This window comes from Chryseobacterium sp. R2A-55, assembly GCF_021401085.1.
Classification (GTDB): domain Bacteria; phylum Bacteroidota; class Bacteroidia; order Flavobacteriales; family Weeksellaceae; genus Kaistella.
Genome location: NZ_JACBFP010000016.1, coordinates 1 through 23,219 on the forward strand (window position 1 = coordinate 1; position 23,219 = coordinate 23,219).

General features: G+C 39.4%; 17 protein-coding genes and 1 tRNA gene. 15 read left to right on the forward strand and 3 right to left on the reverse strand.

Annotation, left to right across the window (positions count from 1 at the left end; all coding sequences use genetic code 11):
* The first annotated feature begins 334 nt into the window (after positions 1-334).
* From L0951_RS13170 to L0951_RS13180, 3 genes are all read left to right on the forward strand, one after another.
* Complete coding sequence (locus L0951_RS13170; RefSeq protein WP_234111724.1) at positions 335-1,195, forward strand: hypothetical protein; 861 nt, start codon at positions 335-337, stop codon at positions 1,193-1,195.
* A gap of 900 nt (positions 1,196-2,095) precedes the next feature.
* Entirely contained in the window at positions 2,096-2,803 is a 708-nt protein-coding gene (locus tag L0951_RS13175; protein WP_234111725.1) for a hypothetical protein, read from the forward strand.
* Between the two features lie 631 nt (positions 2,804-3,434).
* On the forward strand, positions 3,435-4,232 hold the full coding sequence (locus tag L0951_RS13180) for a hypothetical protein (protein ID WP_234111726.1): 798 nt from the start codon (positions 3,435-3,437) through the stop codon (positions 4,230-4,232).
* A 50-nt stretch (positions 4,233-4,282) separates the two neighbouring features.
* On the opposite strand, the gene L0951_RS13185 is transcribed toward L0951_RS13180, so the two are convergent.
* The gene (locus L0951_RS13185) at positions 4,283-5,209 is read right to left on the reverse strand and encodes a M23 family metallopeptidase (protein WP_234111727.1); all 927 of its coding nucleotides are present in this window, start codon (positions 5,207-5,209) and stop codon (positions 4,283-4,285) included.
* Between the two features lie 192 nt (positions 5,210-5,401).
* On the opposite strand from L0951_RS13185, the gene L0951_RS13190 reads away from it, so the two are divergent.
* The 8 genes from L0951_RS13190 (at position 5,402) to L0951_RS13225 (ending at position 12,140) form a co-directional block, all read left to right on the forward strand.
* Entirely contained in the window at positions 5,402-6,430 is a 1,029-nt protein-coding gene (locus tag L0951_RS13190) for an NAD(P)H-dependent glycerol-3-phosphate dehydrogenase (protein WP_234111728.1), read from the forward strand.
* Positions 6,430-7,098, forward strand: a complete 669-nt coding sequence (trhA, locus tag L0951_RS13195) for a PAQR family membrane homeostasis protein TrhA (protein ID WP_234111729.1) — start codon at positions 6,430-6,432, stop codon at positions 7,096-7,098. The genes L0951_RS13190 and trhA overlap by 1 nt, the downstream gene beginning before the upstream one ends.
* Positions 7,099-7,309: 211 nt before the next feature.
* The gene (mqo, locus tag L0951_RS13200) at positions 7,310-8,815 is read left to right on the forward strand and encodes a malate dehydrogenase (quinone) (RefSeq protein ID WP_234111730.1); all 1,506 of its coding nucleotides are present in this window, start codon (positions 7,310-7,312) and stop codon (positions 8,813-8,815) included.
* A gap of 40 nt (positions 8,816-8,855) precedes the next feature.
* Entirely contained in the window at positions 8,856-9,245 is a 390-nt protein-coding gene (locus tag L0951_RS13205; RefSeq protein ID WP_234111731.1) for a hypothetical protein, read from the forward strand.
* Positions 9,246-9,297: 52 nt separating this feature from the next.
* Complete coding sequence (locus L0951_RS13210) at positions 9,298-9,798, forward strand: hypothetical protein (RefSeq protein ID WP_234111732.1); 501 nt, start codon at positions 9,298-9,300, stop codon at positions 9,796-9,798.
* A complete protein-coding gene (locus tag L0951_RS13215) occupies positions 9,795-10,403 on the forward strand; it encodes a DUF1684 domain-containing protein (protein ID WP_234111733.1) in 609 nt (202 codons plus the stop codon). Before L0951_RS13210 ends, L0951_RS13215 begins: the two co-directional genes overlap by 4 nt.
* A gap of 79 nt (positions 10,404-10,482) precedes the next feature.
* On the forward strand, positions 10,483-11,382 hold the full coding sequence (locus tag L0951_RS13220; protein WP_234111734.1) for an SPFH domain-containing protein: 900 nt from the start codon (positions 10,483-10,485) through the stop codon (positions 11,380-11,382).
* 83 nt (positions 11,383-11,465) lie between these two features.
* Positions 11,466-12,140: a hypothetical protein gene (locus L0951_RS13225; protein ID WP_234111735.1), complete on the forward strand. Its 675-nt coding sequence runs from the start codon at positions 11,466-11,468 to the stop codon at positions 12,138-12,140.
* Between the two features lie 30 nt (positions 12,141-12,170).
* Here the strand turns inward: L0951_RS13225 and L0951_RS13230 are convergent, their stop codons facing one another.
* Both L0951_RS13230 and L0951_RS13235 read right to left on the reverse strand, forming a co-directional pair.
* Positions 12,171-12,482 (reverse strand): DUF962 domain-containing protein, encoded by a 312-nt coding sequence (locus tag L0951_RS13230; protein ID WP_234111736.1) that lies wholly within the window; start codon positions 12,480-12,482, stop codon positions 12,171-12,173.
* 150 nt (positions 12,483-12,632) lie between these two features.
* Positions 12,633-14,321: an APC family permease gene (locus tag L0951_RS13235; RefSeq protein WP_234111737.1), complete on the reverse strand. Its 1,689-nt coding sequence runs from the start codon at positions 14,319-14,321 to the stop codon at positions 12,633-12,635.
* 121 nt (positions 14,322-14,442) lie between these two features.
* Between L0951_RS13235 and L0951_RS13240 the strand changes: the two genes are divergently transcribed.
* The 4 genes from L0951_RS13240 (at position 14,443) to L0951_RS13255 (ending at position 23,140) form a co-directional block, all read left to right on the forward strand.
* A complete protein-coding gene (locus L0951_RS13240) occupies positions 14,443-18,015 on the forward strand; it encodes a T9SS type B sorting domain-containing protein (RefSeq protein WP_234111738.1) in 3,573 nt (1,190 codons plus the stop codon).
* Positions 18,016-18,261: 246 nt separating this feature from the next.
* The gene (locus L0951_RS13245; RefSeq protein ID WP_234111739.1) at positions 18,262-21,222 is read left to right on the forward strand and encodes a tetratricopeptide repeat protein; all 2,961 of its coding nucleotides are present in this window, start codon (positions 18,262-18,264) and stop codon (positions 21,220-21,222) included.
* A 59-nt stretch (positions 21,223-21,281) separates the two neighbouring features.
* Complete coding sequence (locus L0951_RS13250) at positions 21,282-23,063, forward strand: TonB-dependent receptor (protein ID WP_234111740.1); 1,782 nt, start codon at positions 21,282-21,284, stop codon at positions 23,061-23,063.
* A 3-nt stretch (positions 23,064-23,066) separates the two neighbouring features.
* Positions 23,067-23,140: transfer RNA gene (locus tag L0951_RS13255), tRNA-Arg, on the forward strand.
* The last annotated feature ends 79 nt before the right edge of the window (positions 23,141-23,219 follow it).

Here is a 23,219-nt window from a genome sequence, read left to right on the forward strand (position 1 = left end):
AACGGAGTTGTTTTTAGCCGCTAACGAAGAAATTTTTACTATTTTGGATAATCAAATAGTCAAAAAATGAAAACATATAACTATTTGATTATCAATATTTAAATTTAACGTTAGTCAGAATATCAAAAAGTAAAAATCTATATTATAAATGAAATTTTTAATATTCATTGCATATTATTAAAATATAATGTATAACTTTATAAGAAATAATAAATTGTCATAAAGGACTGACATTCCATAAGGTTGAGGATGTGAAAAAGAAAATCAACTTTAAATAAAAGAGTATTTGAGTTTGTGAAAATCAAAAGAGTAGCATTAAATCTTAAAAATAGTCATGATGAAAGCAATTAGTTTTATATTTATTTTGTTTTTTGGATTGTTATTGAGTTCTTGTACAAGAAATGAAGAAATCAATGTTAAGGAACTTACAGACCAAGTGCAAATAGACAATCTGCAAAAGTCAGGCATTCGAGGAATACCTTTCCCGAAAAGCAGCAAAGCAATGCGAGTTAAAGATGACGTAACGGATATCATTCTTCCTGATGATGTATTTTTCATCGCAAAAATATTATCAGGTGAAAATGCTGGACAAGTAATTAATACCTCTGTTGCTCGTGTAACATGCAGTTGCACTAAAGGAAGCGGTTGTTCACCAGTAGTTTACAGTGGCAATTACTATTGTGTAATGAATTCTGGATGTACTTCATGCTCTATGAGCACAAGTGCAAACAAAAATAATGAATCATTACAAATAGTTGGAATTATAGATACTAGAAATCCAGTTAAATTTTTTGCAAAACAAGAAAGTAGGTTTACTGTTAAGGAAGTCAGTGTTCCAAATCAATACTTCATAAGTGAAGATTTTTTCAAAAATGAATATGTGAAAAATGAAATAAACAATATCTACAAATTTATATATGGAGAAAACATTCCAGAATTCATTAAAACAAACTCCAACGAAATTCCAGATGGATATGGTTATGTGAAAGCAAATTTTTTCGGAAATGAAATTATGTTCCCTATTGAAAAGAAGAATGCTTTTATGGATGGTATAGCTTTGGATTTCACTTTGGCCAGTAAAGTATCTTGTAATTGTTCAAAAGGGAGTGGATGTAAATTAGGTTCTATATTAGGAACAAAATATTGCGATGCTGGTGGATGCACTGTATGCACATTGATAGACAATGCTGATTAAAAATAAAATTCTAGAAATTTTCAAAAATTTTGAACTATAATAAACTCGATGAGTAAAAATTTACAGCAATGCATATTAATGAGTTTACTCATTTATGTGCATTTTTTTATTTATGTCAAGTTTTGTACTTTCAAATAGAAGATACTGCCGATAATAACGAAGCTTTCGTTGGGCTTGAAAAGCCAACAATGAAAGCCCGTTGAACGGAAGTTCCGGTGGTTTTTCAACAGCATAATGGTCCTATTATGGGGATTTCGTTTTTAAAATTTAGAGCTAAAAAGCAGTTTTTTAGAATTACTGCTTTTTTTGTGGCGTTAGGTAGCCTTTGGAAGTGGTTCCTGTCTGCCGACAGGCAGGTTCTGCGGGCTGATTATCGAAGGTGCATTTGTTTCTGCCCAGGATGGAAATATTTCTTTCAACGCATTGCAGGAGTTTGGCAAAACCGTTAACTTCGCTTGAAGCACGGTTGAGAAATTTGTTTGTCCTTTCGACTGCGCTCAAGGCAGGTCTTAAATCCTCAATAGATTTTTTTTGTAGCCATTTTATGGGTTTTTAAAAGGTTATTGAAAACAAAGTTAATGAAACGGCGAATGGGAAAAGCTACCGGAGGTTTAGTTCAACAAGGTATTTCTACGAGCGGGTTTGAAGTTTTCAATTAAGATTTGTGTTATATTTTTAGTATATTTCCATTATAAAATTTGGTGTTTGTTGCCCGCCCGCAGAAATACAAAAACGTTAGCGGTAATTCCCCTACTCGAAAACGGAGTTGTTTTTAGCTGCTAACGAAGAAATTTTTACTATTTTGGATAATCAAATAGTCAAAAAATGAAAACATATAACTATTTGATTATCAATATTTCAATTTAACGTTAGTCAGAATCTTATTATAAAATCGCAAATATGAAAAAAACATTACTGATTGTTATTTTTAATTTTTTCTTCCTTTTAAAATCACAATGCAATTTAAGTTCTTTAACATTAGACTTACTTGGAAAAGAATATTATGAAGTATCAAACATTCTTTATTCCGATATTAATATTTCTGACCTAAAAATTAATTTTTTTAATCCTGCAGAAAAAAAAGTTGCTGATTATGATGCAAACTTTGAATATCTAAATGAGAAGCATTATAAGAAATATATCCAATTTAATTATGTTTTGCCAAAATGCTTTACAAATTCTAATCAAAATGATTATGTTGAATATAGTCTAAAATTAATAGATGACAAAGTTTACAAAGTTTCAATTTCAAAAACTTATAGTTTTGATGAAAAAATTAATCTACAAAAAGATTTAGAGAGATTAAAAAAAATGATAAAAGAAAAATATCCCGTTTTCAATGGTAAAGATAATATTTCATATCGATTTAATATTACAAAAGAGAATCCGGAAGGAGAATATATTCAAACAGGAACAAATGAAAAATTTTCAGCCACGAAATTAAATTCAAACACTAAGATCTGGAAAGTTAACTCTTGCGATATTATTACTGAAACTGAATATTCATATGGAAAAATTGGTGGATATTCTTTGCCAGCAAAAAATTTAAAATTACAGTTCGAATTTACAAATCTAAAAAATACAGTTCTTGACAATAGAGGATATTAAAAAGACTTCTGCTAATAACTAAGCTTTCATTTTGTTTGAAAGACAAGAAATGAAAGCCTGTTGAATGGAACCTCCGGTGGCTTTTCAACAGCATTATGATCGTATTATGAGGATTTCGTTTTTAGCATTCAGAGCTACAAAGCAGATTTTTAGAATTACTGCTTTTTTTTGTGGCGTTTGGTAGCCTTTGGTAGCAATTCCTGTCTGCCGACAGGAAGGTTCTGCAAGTTTTCCCGGAAACAGGAGCAGATTTCCCACTGCTTTTGTAATGGTACTTGCCGGGCTGAAAACAGAATCTTTTTGTCAGAGAAATCCATACTACTTGTCCGTTTTTCGGATAGGTTAAAAACAGTCAAAGATGATTTTTTGTGTTAAGTATCGCAGAAATAAATCTCAGAGAGTTCAATTAAATGTCATTGATTTGCAGTTCTTTATAAAAATTATTGAAATTTTAAGAAAACTGTTCGGAGGTACTGATAATATGCATATATTTGAGAGATATGGGGAAATCCGCTCCGCGAACTTCCCACATCAGGTGGTTTTACAAAATTTCCTCACGCAAGCAAGCTCGCAGAGGAAACTTCGCAAAGCCGCCGGACCGTTGTACGACATTTTCAACAAAATCCCGTCTATGAAACGAATATTATTTATTTTCTTGATACTTTTTAGTTTTACAAAGATTTATTCTCAACAAACTCAAACAGACTACTATTTAGGGAAGAGAACTTACTGTAAAAAGCCACCAGATGAAAGATCTGTTAAAATTTATGATCTCGGCTTGCGGTGCATTCGTGCAAATGAATATATCGGTGCTGCAAGTAAAATCTTTATTGAATTAATTGAAAAAGACAACAATTTCTGTGATGCAATATTTTTGGCAGGTGTTACATTCCGATTAAGCAATATGGAAAAAGAAGCTGTTCCTTTGTATTATTTGGCTGATAGTCTAGCACAAAATCGTTCTATAGAATTCAAACAAAATTTGGCAACTTCAAGTTTACGGATTGGAAATGTTAAATTATCCCGACAAAAATATGAAGAAATGACAAAATATTTTCCCGAAAGTCCCGAAGGTTTTTATGGAATTGGATTAACTTCCTTATTTGTTGAAGATTATGCAAATGGACTTGAGAATATAAATATCGCTGAAAAAAAATATTATTCAACTAACAAAGATTGCCAATCGTTAAAAGCCGTCCTCTTGACCATGAATGAAAAATACGAAGATGCCATTTCTTACTTTCAGAAGGTGGAATCAAACTTCAAGAAAGATGATAATTTTCTCGGTTGTTATGCTTTAAGCCTGAAACAAGTAGGAATGAAAAAATCAGATGATGAAATGATTAATAAATCCAAAAAATATTATGAAAAAGTTCAAAATAAAAATGGATTACCAGAAATTGTAAAAAAAGCGTTTAAGGAATTATAAAAAAAGCCCACCAGATATGATCGGTTGGCTTTAGGTATGGGTCAGGATTCCTAAAGATTCAAAAACAGCTTTGGATTTACCGGCGTATTATTCTTATGAACTTCGTAATGAAGGTGAGGTCCCGTCGAGCGGCCTGTATTTCCCGATTTTGCAATCACATCGTTGACCTTCACCACGTCATTTGCTTTCACTAGAACTTGGGATAAATGTCCGTAAAGTGTGGCCAGACCATTGCCGTGCGAAACAATCACACAGTTTCCGTATCCGCCTTTCTCACCCGCAAAAATTACCGTTCCGGTCGCTGCACACCGAACATCCGAACCGTATGGAACGGCTATGTCCAAACCTTTGTGGAACTGGATCTGGTCCGCTTCTGCAGGGGGATTGTTCACTTCCGGTGCTGCATTTTTTGCCGCAACTGCAGAGGCTGCCCATGTTCTTTTTACCACATTTCCCAGGCTGTCCTTTTCTGCCGTAGATGGCGGTTCAGGTGTTGCACCGTTTTTCACAGGCTGTGCAGAAGCCAGCAATATATTTCTGAAAGGTATTGGATTTTTCCGGTTTCCGAAATGGGAGGAAATATAGCCGTCTGTAGGAATTCCCAGCGGTACCTGCTGAAGTTTATTTTGCAGATCCATCAGATATTGACTGTAGCGGTTGCTCTTTTTTGCGAGGTAAACAGCGTTCGAAAGACTGTCCTGTGCAAGCATTTCAATTTTCCCGTTCGTGATGCTTTTGGCTTTTAAAAACGCATTCAGTTCCCTTACAGTATGGTCAACCAAAGCCAGGTTGTTCTTCAGTTCAGGGTAGTCGATGCTGTCTTTCTGGGTGTTGATTTTCACCAGATTCACCTGATAATTCTTATCGTTTTTTTCGCCATAAAGTTTTGCGATCAATATTCCCTGTCCAAAAACCACTGCTGCTAAGATTCCCAGCGCTGCATTCACGTTTCTCCTGCTGCTCAAAAAGTTCTTCATTAAGTCCTGATTCTAAAAATAAAGATGCAAATTTAAAAATAATTTTCAAATATAATTATTGACCTCGTGTTTCTTCTGCCATTTCTTTGAATTTAATCCTGTTAAAGTTTTCATAAAAACGCTAAATCCATAATAGTATCTGAAAATTCCGAAACCTTTAATATCTTTGCAGCTAATTTCCTACAGGCAATCATGGCAAAAAAAATCACCACCGAACCGAAAACTGTTAAACCCGAAATCGCTGTCGGCGTTTTAGGCAGCGGAACTTTTGCAACGGCAATCGTGAAAATGTTGGTGGAAAACAACAAAACCGTGCATTGGTGCGTTCGGAACGAGTTTGTGAAAGGAGCGATTGAGCTGCGCCACCATAATCCCACTTACCTCACCTCGGTGAGTTTCGCGCCAAAATCGATCAGGGTCACTACAGACATCAATGAGCTGGTTTCCCAGTGCGAAATCATCGTGTTAGCTACGCCGTCCATCTATCTGTCTGACCAAATGGAGAAAATGACTTGCGATTACCAGAACAAAATCTTTGTCTCTGCGATCAAGGGAATTGTTCCGAAAGCCAATGATGTGGTAGCGCATTATCTTCGCGATACTTTCGGGATTGGATTCCGCAATCAGGCAGTAATTGCCGGTCCCTGTCACGCTGAAGAAGTAGCCATGGAGCGGCTTTCTTACCTCACCATTGCCACGGTGGAAGAGGAGGTTTCAGATAAACTTTGCCGCTTGTTCTCTTCAAGGTTTATCAAAGTGGAACCAAGCAAAGACATTCTGGGCAATGAGTACAGTGCTATTCTGAAAAATATTTATGCAATTGGTGCAGGAATTGCCGGTGGATTAGGTTATGGAGACAACTTTACCGCGGTTTTCGTTTCCAATGCAGTACGCGAAATGGAGATTTTCCTCGAAGCCATCTATGAAGCACCTAGAGACGTGAATGAAAGCGCATATCTTGGTGATTTACTGGTAACCGCGTATTCCCTCTTCTCGCGGAACCGTAATCTAGGAAACCTCATCGGGAAAGGCTATACCGTGAAATCCGCAATCCAGTCCATGAACATGATTGCAGAAGGATATTACGCAGCAGATTCCATTTACAGAACTTCAAAGGAAAAAGGAATGAAAACCCCTATTATTGATACGGTTTACGGAATTCTGTACGAAGAAAAAAACCCGGAGAAACAATTCAGGAAACTCACCGCAAAACTGACCTGATGTCTGAAGATCAAACAAAATACCTCATCCACCATTATCCGGAACAGGAGGAAAAACTGAACGTTATCACGCATTTTGTGGGATTGGTTTTGAGCGTACTGGGGTTCTTCCTTTTGATGGCTAAAGCAGTGAAACTGGACGATTTCTGGGCAGTCATCAGCTTTCCGGTATTTGGATTGAGCATGATTGCACTCTATTTGGCATCCACACTTTACCATCAATCCACAACTCCCAAAATACGCTACCATCTGAATATTTTAGACCACGCTTCAATCTATGTGCTGATTGCAGGCAGTTACACGCCATTCGTTCTGGTAACGCTCAATGGAACCGAAGGTTGGATTATTTTTTCGGTAGTTTGGAGCATTGCTCTGATTGGGATTGTTTTCAAGATTTTCTTCACCGGAAGATTCAATATTCTGTCCACCATCCTCTATCTGGCAATGGGTTGGCTGATTGTTTTCAGCTTCCGGAGTTTGGTGCAGAATCTGGAGTTCAGCGGTCTGGTCTGGCTGATTTCCGGGGGCATTGCATATACCTTGGGAGCCGTTCTTTATGCTTTCGAAAAATTAAAGTTCAACCACGCCATTTTCCATGTTTTTGTTCTGTTGGGAACACTGTGTCACTTTATGTCGGTCTATTTTTATGTGGTTCCGGTCGTGAATTAATTCCCCATCTTGAATTCCATCGGTTTCTTGGTAATGACTTGTTCATGGGATGGTTCTTGGGGTATTAAAGTTAAGAGTTGTCGGTGAAAAATGAGTTTTTTTATGAACCGCTGGTTTCGTCTGAAAATCTGGGAGCAGCCAACGATCTTTTTCCCCAAAAATTCGCAATCTCAATTCTTTTCCCGAAATTCGTAACACCAATTTTTTCATTATGCCCGAATCCTTCATCAAGAAAACCCCAAAACCGAAATATGACGTCATCCTGATCGGTGGCGGAATTATGAGCGTTACTTTGGCAACATTGCTTCATGAACTCGAACCGCAATTGGATATCGCGATCTTCGAAAGACTCGGGCGATTTGCCCGTGAAAGTTCTGCCGCATGGAACAATGCCGGAACCGGCCATTCCGCTTTTTGCGAACTCAATTACACCCCGGAAGATGAACACGGAAACATTGACATTTCGAAAGCTGAAAAAATTGCGGAACAGTTCGAGGTTTCAAAGCAGTTTTGGTCTTACCTGATTGCCAAAAATTATATTCAGAATCCAAAGGAATTCATCAATTCATGTCCGCATATGAGTTTGGTTTTTGGCAAAGACGATATCGGTTTTCTAAAGAAAAGACATGCGGAAATGATCAAATCGAATCTTTTCAAAGGCATGGAATTTTCAGAGGATTTTAATAAACTTAAGGAATGGATTCCCTTGGTGATGAGCAAAAGGAAGGAATACGAACATCTTGCCGCCACTAAAATGGATTTGGGAACCGACGTGAATTTCGGGGCATTAACCAGAAAAATGGCTAAATTCCTTGCAGATGATTCCAGAGTGGAGATTTTTCTCTACCACGAGGCAAAAGATCTGGATTTAAAGCCCGACGGAACCTGGGCGGTAGAAGTGAAGGACCGGCTGCATAATCACAGTCAGGATGTGGCAGCAAATTTCGTGTTCATCGGTGCAGGGGGGTACGCATTGCCGCTTTTGGAAAGTTCAGATATTCCGGAAAGTGAGGGGTATGGCGGATTTCCGGTTTCCGGTGAGTGGCTGGTTTCCCATAATCCCGAGTTAATTGAGAAGCACCACGCAAAAGTTTATACACTGGCAGGTTTAGACACACCGCCAATGAGTGTTCCGCATTTGGATTTAAGGATTATTGATGGTGAAAAGGCCTTGTTGTTTGGTCCTTTTGCCGGATTCTCTACCAAATTCCTAAAGGAGGGAAGTTACCTTGATTTGCCCGAAAGCATCAATTTCAGGAATATCCGCTCGCTTTTTGGAGCCTGGTGGCATAATTTGCCCTTAACGCAGTATCTGGTTCGGCAGGTTGCCATGACGAAATCCCAAAGAATGCAGCATTTAAGGGAATTTGTGAAAGATGCGAAAGATCAGGACTGGGAACTTAAGATAGCCGGACAAAGAGTTCAAATCATTAAAAAAGATCCTGATTTGGGCGGAAAGTTAGAATTTGGAACTGAAGTGGTCGTCAATGAAAACGGTACCATCGCTTCACTTCTGGGTGCGTCTCCCGGAGCTTCCACAGCAGCTTATGCCATGCTGCAGGTTTTGGAAAAATGTTTCCCTGAAAAATTAAAGAACGAATGGCACCGGAAAATTCTGGAGATCATCCCCAGTTACGGACAGAATCTTTCAGAAAACCCTGAACTGACTGAAAGAATCAGAAACTATTCCAAAGAAAAACTTCAGCTGGAATACTGATAGTACGCCGGAATACTGATTACTCATTACTCATGAAAAGATGGAAACCATAACCAAACCGGAAATTTCGGAAGAAATCCTGGAATTTCTGCAAACCAAAATTCAGGCGGAGAAGCAGGTGATTGTGCATTGTTGCGTTCCTGCCAGCTTTGAACTCGGGAACCAGATCCGCGTCTGGCAATCCACTTTTCTGATAGACCGGAGTCTGGGACACAAAAGTAACCTCATCCATCAGTATAATATCTCGCTTTTTCCCTATTGGACAGATATTCCGCCCTTCAAGGATTTCTGGTTTACCCTGGTCTTTTCTGGTTTACCGGATGAATGTACCGGTTTTGATTTGATAGAAGAAATACCGGAAGAAGGCGGCTTTTTTGTCCCCAATATCAAGAGAAACGGAACTGATGTTTATCGGGTAATCATCGACTGAATTTCAGCAATAGATATAAAGTAAAATAAAATAAACAATTTTAAAATCGGTAATGAATAAAAAACTGTTCGCAATTCAAATTGTGATTTCCTCAATGTTGCTAAGCAGCTGCAGCTCCTACTATAAGTCTGTATCAATAGATAAAATGGATGCCGGAAGAAAAGAGGTTCCCCGGAAATTTGCAGAAGTGTATTTAGAAAAGTGTGCAGACAAAGACTACACGCCTTTTCAGGGGTTCAATCTTTCAAAGAAGTTAGAGCGGGTAATCACTCTTGACAGCCTTAGAAAATCATGCAGCTGGATTGAAAAAAAATATGGAAAAGTTCAGGTGAAGGAGTTGGTTTCCGTGCACACTTACTCCAGACCTGCAGACTTTATGGATGTTTTTAATTTTAAAGTGGCTACAGAGAAGTCCAAAGTACCCATTTTCCTGCATGTTGGCGTTTATAGGGACAAAAACTTTATTGACATTCCATTTTATTTTGATGGCAACGAAAATTATCTGGCGGCACGGCAAAAAAAATACCGGATGTATAAGAAGAAAAACAAATGAAAAAGCTGATCCCGCTTATCGGAATACTGATGATTTCCTGTGCAGCACCGTCCGCGATCACCCGTGAAATCCGGAAATTTCAGGAAGATTTGAATCTGGAGTACAGAAATCCGGAAGAGTCGCCGCTGAGAGGTGAAAATTTTGCAGATTTTAAGGAACATCCTTTCTTTCCGATAGATCTGAAATTCCGGGTCAAAGCTAAGTTCATCAGAACGGCGAACGCCATTCCATTCGAAATCCCGACTTCTTCGGGTAAAACCAAACCTTATGTGGAATTTGCAAAAGCCACTTTTACGTTGGAGGGAAAATCTTATGTCCTGAAGATTTATCAGAACCTGAACCTGATCACAAAGGATGGTTATGAGGATTATCTTTTCCTGCCGTTTCATGATGCCACCAATGGGAAGGAAACCTATGGCGGCGGAAAATACTTGGATTTAAGAATTCCCAAATCTGATGAAATTATTCTGGACTTTAACCGGTCGTATCAACCATTTTGTGCCTATAATGCTTTTGATTACAGCTGTCCCATTGTGCCCGAAGAAAATACCCTGCCCATCAGAATCGAGGCCGGAGTGAAATATGATGACGTTTACTTTCATTAAGATAGATAAGGATTTCAGGGCAGAATCCGGAAAATTTTCATATCTTTCAGTACAAATTTAACCTTAAAAAAAATTAAAAATGACTTATTTAGGCTTAATCGTCTTTCTGGGATTAATTGTATTATTCGCTTCGTTTTTTACCGTGAAGCAGGCCACTGCGGCAATTGTGGAAAGACTTGGGAAATTTCTTACGGTGAGACATGCCGGACTGCATTTGAAAATCCCCTTTATCGATGTGGTCACCAAAAGGATGAACCTCAGAATCCAGCAGTTAGACGTGATTATTGACACCAAAACCCTGGACAACGTTTTCATCCGGATGAAGGTTTCTGTGCAGTATCAGGTGATCAAAGAGCAGGTGGCAGACGCATTCTACAAACTTGAAAACCCTGAAAACCAGATTACTTCTTATGTTTTCGACGTGGTGCGTGCCGAAGTTCCAAAACTGAAACTGGATGATGTCTTTGTAAGAAAAGACGACATTGCCATTGCGGTAAAAGGTGAACTCCAGGAAGCCATGCAGAGTTATGGTTATGATATCATCAAAACTTTGGTTACCGATATCGATCCCGATGAACAGGTGAAACATGCGATGAACAGGATCAACGCTGCCGAAAGGGAAAGAACTGCTGCAGAATATGAATCCGAAGCTCAGAAAATCAGAATTGTAGCCGTGGCAAAAGCCGAAGCGGAATCCAAAAAACTTCAGGGACAGGGGATTGCCGACCAAAGAAGAGAAATCGCCAAAGGTTTGCAGGAATCTGTGGAAATGCTGAACGCCGCGAATATCAATGCGCAGGAAGCATCTGCATTGATCGTGGTGACACAGCATTACGACACGCTTCAATCCATTGGTGCGAACAACAGAAGCAATTTGGTCCTGCTGCCCAACTCTCCGAATTCAGCGAGCACCATGCTGAATGATTTGATGGTTTCATTGGCTGCAACCCAGAAAATGGATGATTTGGATAGTAAATAATTTTTCATAAAATATGAAATAAATCCTGCAATTTATTTTGCGGGATTTTATTTTTGCCATTAGATTTGGTAAAAATTAAACTTATGAAAAATATCAGTTTTTATGCAGTGATTGCGCTGCTTCTTATGTTGGTCTCCTGTGTGGTCAAGGTTCCCATGAATGAAGAGTATATGAAAAAACCTTCCAGAGTGGGACTCTTTGTGAATGTTTCAGAACCTCAAAAATATCGGGAAGGTTCCCAGGGATTGCTTGATTTGGCTTTGACTTCGGGAGATAAGTATCAACCGGTACTGAACCTCGCAAAAAAACAGTTGGATCCTAAACAGAAGTTGATCGATATGTATTCTGACATCCTTCGTTCAAAAGGCAAAGAAGTGGTGATCATTGATGAGAAATTTGATCCGAAGAATATCCAGAAATTTAAAGACGAAAAAGCGGAAGGGAAAAAATATTCAAATATCGACTTCAGACCATTAAAAGATAAGTATCAGATTGATGAAGTAGCTTTCGTTAATCTCAATTGGGGATTGATGATCAGTTATTACAGCATGATTGAAACCGGAAGAGCTGGTTATGCCTATTTTGATAATAGATTGGTAAACCTTTCAGACAACTCACTATATTTCGCGAATGATAATATGAAAACGATTATGATTAAAGGGAAATGGGATGGTGCACCCAATTACGAAAACGCGATCAGCAAAATTTCAGAAACGCTTAACCAGGCAATTGAAGTGGAAAAGAATCTTTACAAATGATTAGGAAATCCCGAACTGATCGGGATTTTTCTATGGACTGAACTTTTGTTTGCCAATCAGCAACTCAAAAAACAACTTGAAATCTGAAATCAAACTCCAAAGCGGGTATTTGAAAGTTGCAGGTTTATTCTTCTCGAAAACGGCGTGGGAAAACCAGGCAAATCCATATCCGAAAATGGGGATGTACCAGAGAAATCGTTCTTTCCCCGAATTAATCACATAAATCAGTACGACAAAAATCAGCAAAGTCCCTATAAAATGGAAGATTCTTGTCCACAGATTGCTGTGCTCGGTGAGATAGAACTGGTAGAATTCTGAAAATGTTTTGATTCTGTCTGACATATTGCTATCATTTAACTGCCAAAAAATAAGTATCAGGTTTATTCTTCTGAAGCAAAATATTGACCAAAAATTTAAGCAGAGAAATTCTCCCCGGTTTTTCAGAATTATCTTTCTACAGTCTTCCTTCTTCGCGCTTCCGAAGCAAAGATTTTAATCCAGGTCTCCATTTAAATCGCGGTTTAGTTTGCTGTTTTTGTAACCATAAGAAAAGTAAATCACGATTCCGATCGCAAACCAAAGGATAAACCAAAACCAGTTATTGTGGCTCATTCCCGTCAAAAGGTAAAGACAGGAACTTAAACCCACCAACGGAATCAGCGACAGATTCTTAACGAAAGCTAAAACGCACAAAACCAGATTGATAATCAGGAAAAAGAAAATGGAAATCCGGAATTCGCCTTCATTGGGATCATTCCAATCCATTAGATTTTGGAAGAACGCCGGTTGCCAGAAATAAAAGAAAGCCAGCCCGCTTAAAAAAACCACTGGAAATATGAATTTTGCATTGATATAGGGCAAGTGAAATCTACCCTTTAACCGTTCTTTTGACGGCAGCAATAAAACGCCGCCGCAAACCAGTACAAACGCGAATATGGTTCCTATGCTGGTGAAATCCAGAATAAACGATTTGTCTGTAAACAAAATGGGAACTCCCACCACAAATCCAGTTACAATGGTTGCAAATGCAGGAGTATTGTTCTTAGGGTGAATTTCCATGAATTTTTTTGGCATCAGACCATCCCGGCTCATCGCGTACCAAATTCTCGGTTGTCCCATCTGAAAAACGAGCAAAACGGTGGTGATGGCAATGATTGCCCCCAATGAAACCACAAATTCCATCCAGGGAATATTGGCATTAGATTTTTCGAAAATAAAGGAAAGCGGATCACCAACTCCATCAAATTTTCTGTAGTCCACCAAACCGGTTAAAGTCAATGTTAATACAATATAGATCACCGTGCACAAAACCAGTGAGATAATCATCCCGCGAGGAAGGTTTTTCTGGGGATTTTTGGTTTCTTCGGAAAGTACACTTAATGCGTCAAATCCAATATAGGCAAAGAAAACTCCGGAAACCGCACTCATCACCCCTGAAAAACCATTCGGCATGAATGAACTTTCGCCGGTGATTGTACTTACCGGAAACCAGTTGTCGGTATTGATGTACGCCACTCCCACAGCAATCACCAAAAGAATGATGAACAGTTTCAGCAGCACGAACAGGTTGTTGAAATTTTTGGATTCCCGTACTCCCACATAGCAAAGCCAGGTAATTAGGCCATTAATGACCAAAGCAGGTATGTCGAGAATTATTTTTAGGTTTCCTATTACGGGTGCCGTTTTCCAGGCATTGATCAGATCCTTGTTCATGGAGTTTCCCAGAAATGCTTTTTGAGCCTCGGAATAACTGCAGGTGAAATAATCCGGGATGTGGATCCCGATTCTGGACATGAAACTGGTGAAATAATCGCTCCAGGAAAAGGCCACATAGATATTTCCAAAAGAATATTCCATGATCAATGCCCAACCGATAATCCAGGCAATCAGTTCCCCGAAACTTGCGTAGGCATACGTGTATGCGGAACCCGCCGTGGGAATCCTGCTCGCAAACTCGGCATAGCACAGTGCGGTGAAGCCACATGCAAATCCGCAGATGATATAAAGCACAATCACACCGGGTCCGCCGCGGAAAACCGCCTCTCCCAAACTGCTGAAACTTCCGGCTCCGATGATGGCAGCAATTCCGAAAAATACAATATCCCAAACTCCCAAAACCCTCAATAATCCCGATGAGTGATCACTCTCGCTGTAATGTTTTCTTCTGAAAAGCTGATTCATAAAAAATAATAGTTTACACAAATGTAAAAGAAAAATTCAGAAAAATTATTTTTTTGCCTTGAAATACTAAAGTTGGCAGAATTTTGGTTTTAAAATAATACCTTATTTTTGCGAAAAACAAATGATGCCGAAGTTCTATGTAATCCTGTGTTCTGTCTTTTCTGCTTTAGTTTCTGCGCAGTCGCTCCAGCTCTACAATCCTGGAAATAATGTTGCTTATCCTGACCATCAGTATTTCTGTGCCGGCGAAAGCTTTAATTTAAAGGTGGATGCAGCGGCAACTTCCACGGGGGATTATCAGATCATCAAAGATCAGCTCTCGAATTTTCCTCTTACCGCGGGTTCTATACCGATCACTTTTCAGACGCCCAATACCAACAAGTTCAGTGACTCGTTCCCGATTGGGTTTAATTTTAGCTTTTATGGAAAAACTTATACCCGTGCAGTGTTGGGAAGCAACGGAAGGTTGGTCTTCACCAATGATCCGCAACGCGACAATCTGAAGGAGGTCACCACCTATACCGACCGAACTTTCAGCGGAATAGCGGGCTACAATACTTTTTCCGCATTGCCATCAAAAGACTACAGTAAAATCTTTAGGAATAATCCCACTCAGGAACTGAATCTGGCTCATATTTTCTTCGGATATACCGACCTGGTTCCCAAATCACAGAATTCCAGTGTGACTTATCTGTACAAGAATATAAATGTTGGCGGGGTCAATGGACTTCTGGTCTCTTTTCAGAATATGATCAGGACCAATGGAACAGGTGGTATTTCTTCAGTGGCGTATTACAGTTACGTTTTGTTGTTGGAAGACGGCAGAATCGTGGTCTATGTCAATAATAAGACAGAAAGCAGTTACAATGCCATTTTGGGAATTCAGAATGATGATGCCACCAAATTCAAGGTTCCGGTACACAGCAACAGCATTTATAATTATAATAACGGACCGTGGACGAGCGAAGGTGTAGTATGGGTTTTTAAACCCAACCAGAATCTGACGCCACAGTTTAAATGGTATCGGAACACCACCTTGTTGCCGGAATCTGCAAATACCCTTTCTAATTTTGTTCCTAATGACGGAGACATCTTGAAAGTGGAAGTCACTTATTGGGACGATCTCGGAAACCAGGTCGGAAATCCCGAAACCGATTCGGTGACTTTTCACCAATTGGCAAAACCCGTTGTTACTCAAACTCAACCCAATTGTTCTACGGTAATTTTAACGACGGCAGCGGTTCCGGGAATTCAGTATGAGTGGTATCAAACGGGGAATCCGGCTATTTTGTCAGTCGGGAATACTTTCACCGCTTCCTCCAGCGGAAATTATTTTGTGCGCGCCAAAGTTCCAGGTTCCGCATGTTTCGTGGATTCTGATGCAGCTGCGGTTTCTGTGGGGGGCAATTTCCCGAACTTCAACAATAGTCCAAAATACCTCTGCAAAACCGATGGTTCCACTTCCACCACAGTGAACCTGTTTGATTACTATCCGGCAAATCCTGCGAATTATACGCTGAAATTCCAGGAAAACGGAGTGGATATTCCAAATCCGGCCAACTTCGTGATGAATGCAAATACCACCCGAACTGTTGGAATTGTTGCGAACAGCGTAACCAGTGCAGCTTGTAGTTTTGCTGCCACTTTTGATATTGTTTTCGCGTCTTTACCGATACCCAATACGCAATATACCGCAAACAAATTATGTTTTGGCGAAGATTATTTTGTCCTGAACAGTTTCGAGAACCAGTTCTTTGCGGGTATGAATTGGCAATTCACCTATTCTTTGGACAATGGAGCCACTTTTCAGAATTTAACTTCGGTGAACCCGCAAACGAATAATCCCATTTTGGTTAAAATGAAGCATCCGGATTTTGCCTGCGAAACCACTGTTAAACTGAAATTTGATTTCCATCCGAAAGTGCCGGTGAATCCCATCACCCCTTTTCCGCCACATTGCTTTTCCACCACAGAATACTTCGATTTGAACAGCACGAAATCCGAACTGGAATTTGGGCCAAATATTCAGGTGACTTTTTACAAAGACGCAGCAATGACTGATCAAATCACCAATCTGCAATATCGCGGAAGTGGAATGGTTTACATCAAAATTTTGGATGCCACCACCGGATGTTTCAGCACGACGGCTTTGACACTTGTGATTTATCCGAAACCAACTTTAATTAAAACCACACCGGAAACCAAATTGCCGAAATCCTGCGGCTCTACAATATACGATTTGACGACAAATATCAATGACTATATCGGAAGCTGGAGCCATTATTCAGAAATCAGATATTACGACGGAAACGGCGTAAGGATGCTGAATCCGGCACAGTGGGAAAATTATAATACCACCGTTTCCGGAGCCAGTCCATATATGGTTTTTGTGTACAACCAAACCAATAATCTGCAGTGTTCGGATCGGATTAATTTTGATTTAAAATTACTGGTAAAACCTGTTTCGCAAATTTCTCAGATTTTAATTTGTGATGAGCTCACTTATCCATTGCAGACTTTCAAAAATGCGGTCATCAGTAATTCTGCAAACTACACTTTTACGGATGATTTAGGAAATCCGCTTCCCACTCATTTCAATCTTTCCCTGCTTCCGTTAACTGTGAAGTTCTTAATTAAAGACAATGTAAGCGGCTGTATCTCCGATGTTCAGACCGTGACCTTTGTACAGGGTGGAAACTCGGTCCTCTTGAATTTGGAAACCGATTATATGTTATGTGATGATAATTTTGATGGAATCACGGTTTTCAATTTAGATTCCAGAAAATCAGATTTCACCAATGATCCTGCAGCGGTTTTCGAATATTTTAAAGATGCCGGCTTTACCCAAATGATCAATTCGAATTATACCAACGAAATTCCATTTGCACAAACCGTTTATGTGCGCATCGCGCTTCCCGGATTTTGTCCTGCAAACGCGCAAATCCATCTGAAAGTGAATATTCCGACTTTGTCTTCCACGCTTTCAGACAAATATTATTTGTGTTACGGAGATCAGATTACCGTTGATGCAGGTTCGGAAAATGTTCAGTGGGAATGGAGTACGGGAGAAAGCTCTCAAAAGATTCTGATTTCAAAAGTGGGAGCTTATTCTGTGAAACTCACCAATTCCAAAGGCTGTTCTTACACGCACCAGTTCATAGTTTCCGATGAAAACCAGCCAAAAATTACGGCCGTTAACCAAACCAACACTTCCATTGAAGTAATTGCGGAAGGAGGCGCGAAACCTTACAGGTACTATTTTAACGGAATTCCGCAAAATTCCAATATTTTGCTCAACCCGACTGCGACTTCTTATGTCATTCAAGTAGAATCTGCAACCGGTTGCAGGAGCGAACCGAAAACCGTTTATTTTATCAAAATTCACAATGTTTTTACACCAAACTCTGATGGGATCAATGATTTTTGGACAATTGAGAATTTGGGCAAAATGCAGGATGTCCAGGTAAAAGTAGTGGACCGTTTTGGACAATTGGTTTATGATTTTTCAGCGAACTCATCCACTTATAACACTTCAGGCAGTGCCGGTTCCGGAAGAGATCCTGTTTGGGACGGAAAAATAAACGGAAGACCATTGCCCACCTCCACGTATTGGTACACGATCACGTGGTTTGATCCGGTTACCCACCGGAATGAACAGAGACAAGGTTGGCTTTTCCTCAAAAATCGGGATTAGTTGAGAAAAACCCGCTGATCAATCCTATGGTAAATCAAAATTTTACTTAACCACCAATTATATTTCAACTCCTGTATTTTTAGACATTGAAATGGAGTGGTGTTCAGATTTATCCACTTATCCACAATGTCTTTTTTTTCTTGGAAAAACAATAACTTTTATCTATTTTCGTTGATTTAATGTGGAAAATATTGGAGGCATATTTCATGCTTCAAGCGATACAGACGCACCCCAAACCCAGATTACATGAATTCTAAAAAAATCTTGATTGCTATTGCAACTCTTTATTACGGATTTTCCGATGCGCAGCAGTCGCAATTCTTTAATGACCGGGAAAATTACCGGTTCAACCTGGCCGAAAACCTTTACAACAGCAAAATATACAACGCTTCACAGTTCGAATACGCCCGTCAGTATTTCTACAATGCGTCCCTTTCCAATTCCAGAAAGGAGGCAGCGCAGTTTTTTGACAACGTGATCGGAGTGATCCTCAGAAAAAATCATGCGGAGGAAGGATTAGCGGCGTTCATCAAAGAATATCCTAATTCCGCTTATTTTGCCCAGGCAAATCTTCCGTTGGCGGATTATTATTTGGCAAAAAAGGATTTTGAAAAAGCATTGGAAACCTTAAAAAATGTCAACCAGTACCAGCTTTCACGTGATGAAAATACTCAGTATGTGATGAAACTGGGATATGCCAAATTCATGACTGGTGATTCACACGGAGCTATAGAGGCATTGGAAGAAGCCTATAAAAATGCGGATGGAAATGATAGAACCGACATTGCCTATATGTTGGGACACCTATATTATGCTGATAAACAGAATGATAAAGCGTTCTCGTTTTTTGACCAAATTAAAGAAAATGAGAAATATGCAAGACTGGTGAAACCCTATTATGTGCAGATGTATTTTAATGACAAGGATTATGACCGTGCGGTTTCAGAGGGAAATTCTTTGCTCAACGAATCACTGTCAAAAGAATACAGTGCTGAAGTCCACAAAATTGTGGGTGAAAGCTATTTCATGAAAGGCGATTATTCTTCCGCTTATCCGCACCTGAAAATCTATTTGGAAAGCAAACAGACTCCTTCTGAGAGCGACTTATACGAGATCGGATTCGTTTCTGCACAATTGAAGAAGTATGATGAGGCGGTTTCTTACTACAATCAGCTGATCAACAGCAATTCGGCCACTTCGCAGAACGCCTATTATCAATTGGGCAATGCGTATCTGGAAGTAGGGAAGAAACAGGAAGCACTTTCTGCATTCCGATCAGCTTATCAGATGAGTTACGATGAAAAAGTGCAGCAACTTGCACATTTGCAATATGCTAAACTGAGTTACGATATCGGAAATCCGTTTGAGTCTCCTTCAAACGTTATTCAAAATTATATTTCAAAATATCCGAAGAGCAAAAACGTTTCAGAACTGAGGTCGCTTTTGTTGAAATCTTATCTCTATTCCGGCGATTACAAGGGAACTTTGGCAGCAATCGACAAAATGCCGAATTCCACTCCGGAAACCAACAAAATAGACCAGGAAGTCTCTTTCCTTTTGGGAACTGAAGAGTTTAACAAAGGAAATTTCGACGGTGCGGAGAAATACTTCCTTCGGAGTTTAGAATTCAACATCAACGAAGAATTCAATACGAGAGCGACTTATTGGTTGGCTCAAACCTATTATCAAAAAGGAAATTTCCCGTCAGCCATCGTGCGGTATGAAAAGATTTCCAACAAGACATTTCCGGAAAAGCAACAACTGAATTACGATTTGGGATACGCTTACTTTAAGTCCAGAAAATTTGACAGGGCTAAAGAATATTTCAAGGAATATCTGAAAAACCCGAAACCGGAATTCAAATCTGATGCGGAACTTCGATTGGCCGATACGTATTATGCCAATAACGAACTGAATGAAGCCATCGCCATCTATGAAAAGGCGGAAAATGCCGATGATTACACGATGTTTCAAAAAGGAATGTCACTGGGTTTTAAAGGAGATACAGTGGCGAAAATTTCCACTTTGAAAATGCTGATTTCTCAATACAAAAACTCCGAATATGTGGATGATGCACAATTTGAAATTGGAGCAGCTTATGCGGCAAATGATGACTATAATAATTCAAACGATTATTTCACCCAAGTAATCAAAACCAGCACTGATAAGGATTTGGTAGCGAACGCGCAGATTTACCGCGCCCAAAATTACATTGACCAAAACCAGAATGACAAGGCGCTTTCGGAGTTGAAATCCTTGGGAAACCAATATAAAAATACAGCTTTTGCGAGCAAAATTGTTCAGGCTTCCCGTCCGATTTTCATTAAAAACAATGATGTTTCAGGATACCAGAATTTCGCCAATAGTTTGGGAGTGAGAATCGATGCTTCAGAAATTGAAGAAATCAACCTCTCTTCCGCCAAAAATTATTATGCCCAGAAAAATTTCAAGGCTGCAATTCCGCTATATGAGAAATATCTGATCCAGAATCCTACCGGAGACGGACTTTATCAAGCGCAGTATGAACTGGGAGAAAGCTATTTTCAGACTCAGAATCTTGCGAAAGCATTGCTGGTACTACAGTCGGTAGGAAATGTGCAGAATGATTATCAGCAAGACGCGCAAACCAGAATCGCCCAGATTTATTTAAGCCAGAACAACAGTTCCGAAGCTAAAAAATATCTCGAAGCCCTTTCTGTTTCTGAAACTGCGAACGTGAAAAACTTTGCCAATATGGAATTGATGAAGATTTATGCAGAGGAGAAAGACTTTTCTAAAGCGGAAAAATTTGCGGATTTGGTCATGAAAAATTCCAAGAATTCGGCTTCGGTTATTGAGCTGGCGAAAGTCATCAAAGCCAGAAGCTTGATGAACAGCGGGAAAGACAATGATGCGAAGACTTCCTATGCAGCGTTGGAGAAATCATCCAATACCGAGGTTGCCGCCGAATCTTTATATGCAAAAGCATTTTACCAGAACAAGGCGAAAGCATTCAAATCTTCAAATGAAACCATCTTCAAACTGGCTAATAACTATGCTTCGGAAGAATATTGGGGTGCGAAAGCTTTGGTTTTGATGGCGAAAAATTACATGGGCTTGAAAGATTTTTATCAGGCGAGTTACACGGTGGACCAGATCATCGCGAATTATCAGGATTTCCCTGAAATCGTTTCGGAGGCGAAAGAAATTAAGAAAACGATAAAGTAATCCACTGCTTAAATCTTCAAATGGGGGATTTGAAACGTGAAAAATTGAACAGAATTAAAATGATAAACTTTAAATATAGAATATTTTCAAGTGCATTGTTGGTGTTTTCCACCGCAGTTTTTTCGCAGATTAAAGAAGAGAAACTCATCCTGGACAGAAAACGCGAACCGGAAGTAAAGAAAATTGAAAAAAAGAAGACTTCCATAGAAAAGGAAAAAAATTATCCGCCCGAAGCAAAATCGCAGAATCCCGTGACTTACGATATCACCAATGTTCCGGCGGTTTCTGATTTCAAGACTTCCGCGATTCAGGGTGAGGATATTTCGCCAAAATTCGATGCGGATTACCAAAACAACTATTTCCAGATTGGAATGGGGAATTACGGAAAGATTTTGGCAGATGGAAATATTTCGACCACCTTGGAAAATAAAATGGAAGTAGGCGCTGATTTGCATTTCCTTTCCACATCGGGACTGAAGAGGGATTACGATTGGGATTCCAGGCAGAGTTCGGCCAATTTGGGAGCGTTTTTAAATTCTTATGGAGAACAGGGAAAATTGAGCATCAATGCGGATTTTGGGCAGAAAAACTACAATTACTATGGGATTTACGCATTCAGCGATGTTCCGGAAGTCAATATTGATTCCAATGTCGATCTTCAGCAAAAAGTAAATCAGTTCAAGATCAACGGACATTACGATTTTTATTCCAATGAAATTCTGAACGATATCCGATTGAAATCTTCCATGCTAAGTGACCATTTCGGTGCCAAGGAATCTCAGGCGGAAATCCTGGTGAATCTTTCCAAACACGGCGTGGATATTGAAAAGCTAAATGGTGTTCGATTGAATGGTGATCTGGGTATCAATCTGGAAATGCTGAAATCGGATTTTTCGATTTTGGATAAGAATACTTCCAACTTTTTCAATGCGACTTTTTCACCAAAAGTAACCTTTTTTAAAGGAAAATCTTATGTAATGTTTGGATCGGATTTCTCCCTCTTGAATGGAACGAATTCTAATCAAATAATAACAGAAGATTTAAAAAGCAATAAATTCTATTGGTTCCCAAAAGCTGAAATCCAATTTGCAGCAACGGACGAGTTCAAGTTCTACGCGGGAATTGACGGTGGCTTAAAGCTGAATTCTTATGCGAATCTGTTGGAGCAGAATCCGTATTTGGTTGCGGACCAAGCTTTAGTTCCCACAGAAACGAAATATCACGGCTATGTCGGTTTACGGGGAGATATTGACCAGAATATCAAATATGATTTCAGTGCCGGTTTTGCCAAAATCAACAATGTAATGTTTTTCCAGGGAAACAATTTCTACGATCACAGTTTGGCGCTGAATCCAGCTTATGGTTATGCGAATACATTTTCTGCGGTTTATGATCATGGAACGGTGAGCGAAGTGAAGGGAAGTGTGCAATATTTTCCACTCGCCAATTTGGTGATGGATGCTGAATTGAACTTCTCAAAGTACAAACTCGACCATTATGAGCATATTTTAAACAAACCTTTGGTGAAAGGCAGTTTGGGCGGAAAGTATATTTTGCTGGACAAAAAACTGAGTCTGGGCGCAAAAGCAATTTTCGCATCAGACATGACCACGAACGCCTATTCTGCAGTTACCACGTCCCCGGTTTTTGAAATGCCGGAAAATTCTAATGAAAAAGTGGGTGGTTTTGCGGACTTAAATTTGTCGGCGGAGTATAGAATTCACAAAAATTTCAGTATTTTTGCACTCGGAAATAATCTGCTGAACGCCAAGTATCAGACTTTCAGAGGCTATAAGGTTTTGGGAGCTCAGATTCTGGCGGGGGTGAAGATTACTTTTTAACGAGGCCCGATAGTTCAACTGGATAGAATATCAGATTTCGGCTCTGAGGGTTGAGGGTTCGAATCCTTCTCGGGTCACGGCAAAATGGGATGAACAGGAATGTTTGTCCCTTTTTTGTTAAGTATTCTGGACACAAAATAACATTACTTATGCCTT

Coding starts and splice junctions, on each gene's coding strand:
- L0951_RS13220 (WP_234111734.1), top strand. CDS start 10,483: ATGACTTATTTAGGCTTAATCGTCTTTCTGGGATTAATTGTATTATTC.
- L0951_RS13240 (WP_234111738.1), top strand. CDS start 14,443: ATGATGCCGAAGTTCTATGTAATCCTGTGTTCTGTCTTTTCTGCTTTA.
- L0951_RS13210 (WP_234111732.1), top strand. CDS start 9,298: ATGAATAAAAAACTGTTCGCAATTCAAATTGTGATTTCCTCAATGTTG.
- L0951_RS13215 (WP_234111733.1), top strand. CDS start 9,795: ATGAAAAAGCTGATCCCGCTTATCGGAATACTGATGATTTCCTGTGCA.
- L0951_RS13235 (WP_234111737.1), bottom strand. CDS start 14,321: ATGAATCAGCTTTTCAGAAGAAAACATTACAGCGAGAGTGATCACTCA.
- L0951_RS13250 (WP_234111740.1), top strand. CDS start 21,282: ATGATAAACTTTAAATATAGAATATTTTCAAGTGCATTGTTGGTGTTT.
- L0951_RS13205 (WP_234111731.1), top strand. CDS start 8,856: ATGGAAACCATAACCAAACCGGAAATTTCGGAAGAAATCCTGGAATTT.
- L0951_RS13190 (WP_234111728.1), top strand. CDS start 5,402: ATGGCAAAAAAAATCACCACCGAACCGAAAACTGTTAAACCCGAAATC.
- L0951_RS13175 (WP_234111725.1), top strand. CDS start 2,096: ATGAAAAAAACATTACTGATTGTTATTTTTAATTTTTTCTTCCTTTTA.
- L0951_RS13230 (WP_234111736.1), bottom strand. CDS start 12,482: ATGTCAGACAGAATCAAAACATTTTCAGAATTCTACCAGTTCTATCTC.
- L0951_RS13180 (WP_234111726.1), top strand. CDS start 3,435: ATGAAACGAATATTATTTATTTTCTTGATACTTTTTAGTTTTACAAAG.
- L0951_RS13185 (WP_234111727.1), bottom strand. CDS start 5,209: ATGAAGAACTTTTTGAGCAGCAGGAGAAACGTGAATGCAGCGCTGGGA.
- L0951_RS13170 (WP_234111724.1), top strand. CDS start 335: ATGATGAAAGCAATTAGTTTTATATTTATTTTGTTTTTTGGATTGTTA.
- mqo (WP_234111730.1), top strand. CDS start 7,310: ATGCCCGAATCCTTCATCAAGAAAACCCCAAAACCGAAATATGACGTC.
- L0951_RS13225 (WP_234111735.1), top strand. CDS start 11,466: ATGAAAAATATCAGTTTTTATGCAGTGATTGCGCTGCTTCTTATGTTG.
- trhA (WP_234111729.1), top strand. CDS start 6,430: ATGTCTGAAGATCAAACAAAATACCTCATCCACCATTATCCGGAACAG.
- L0951_RS13245 (WP_234111739.1), top strand. CDS start 18,262: ATGAATTCTAAAAAAATCTTGATTGCTATTGCAACTCTTTATTACGGA.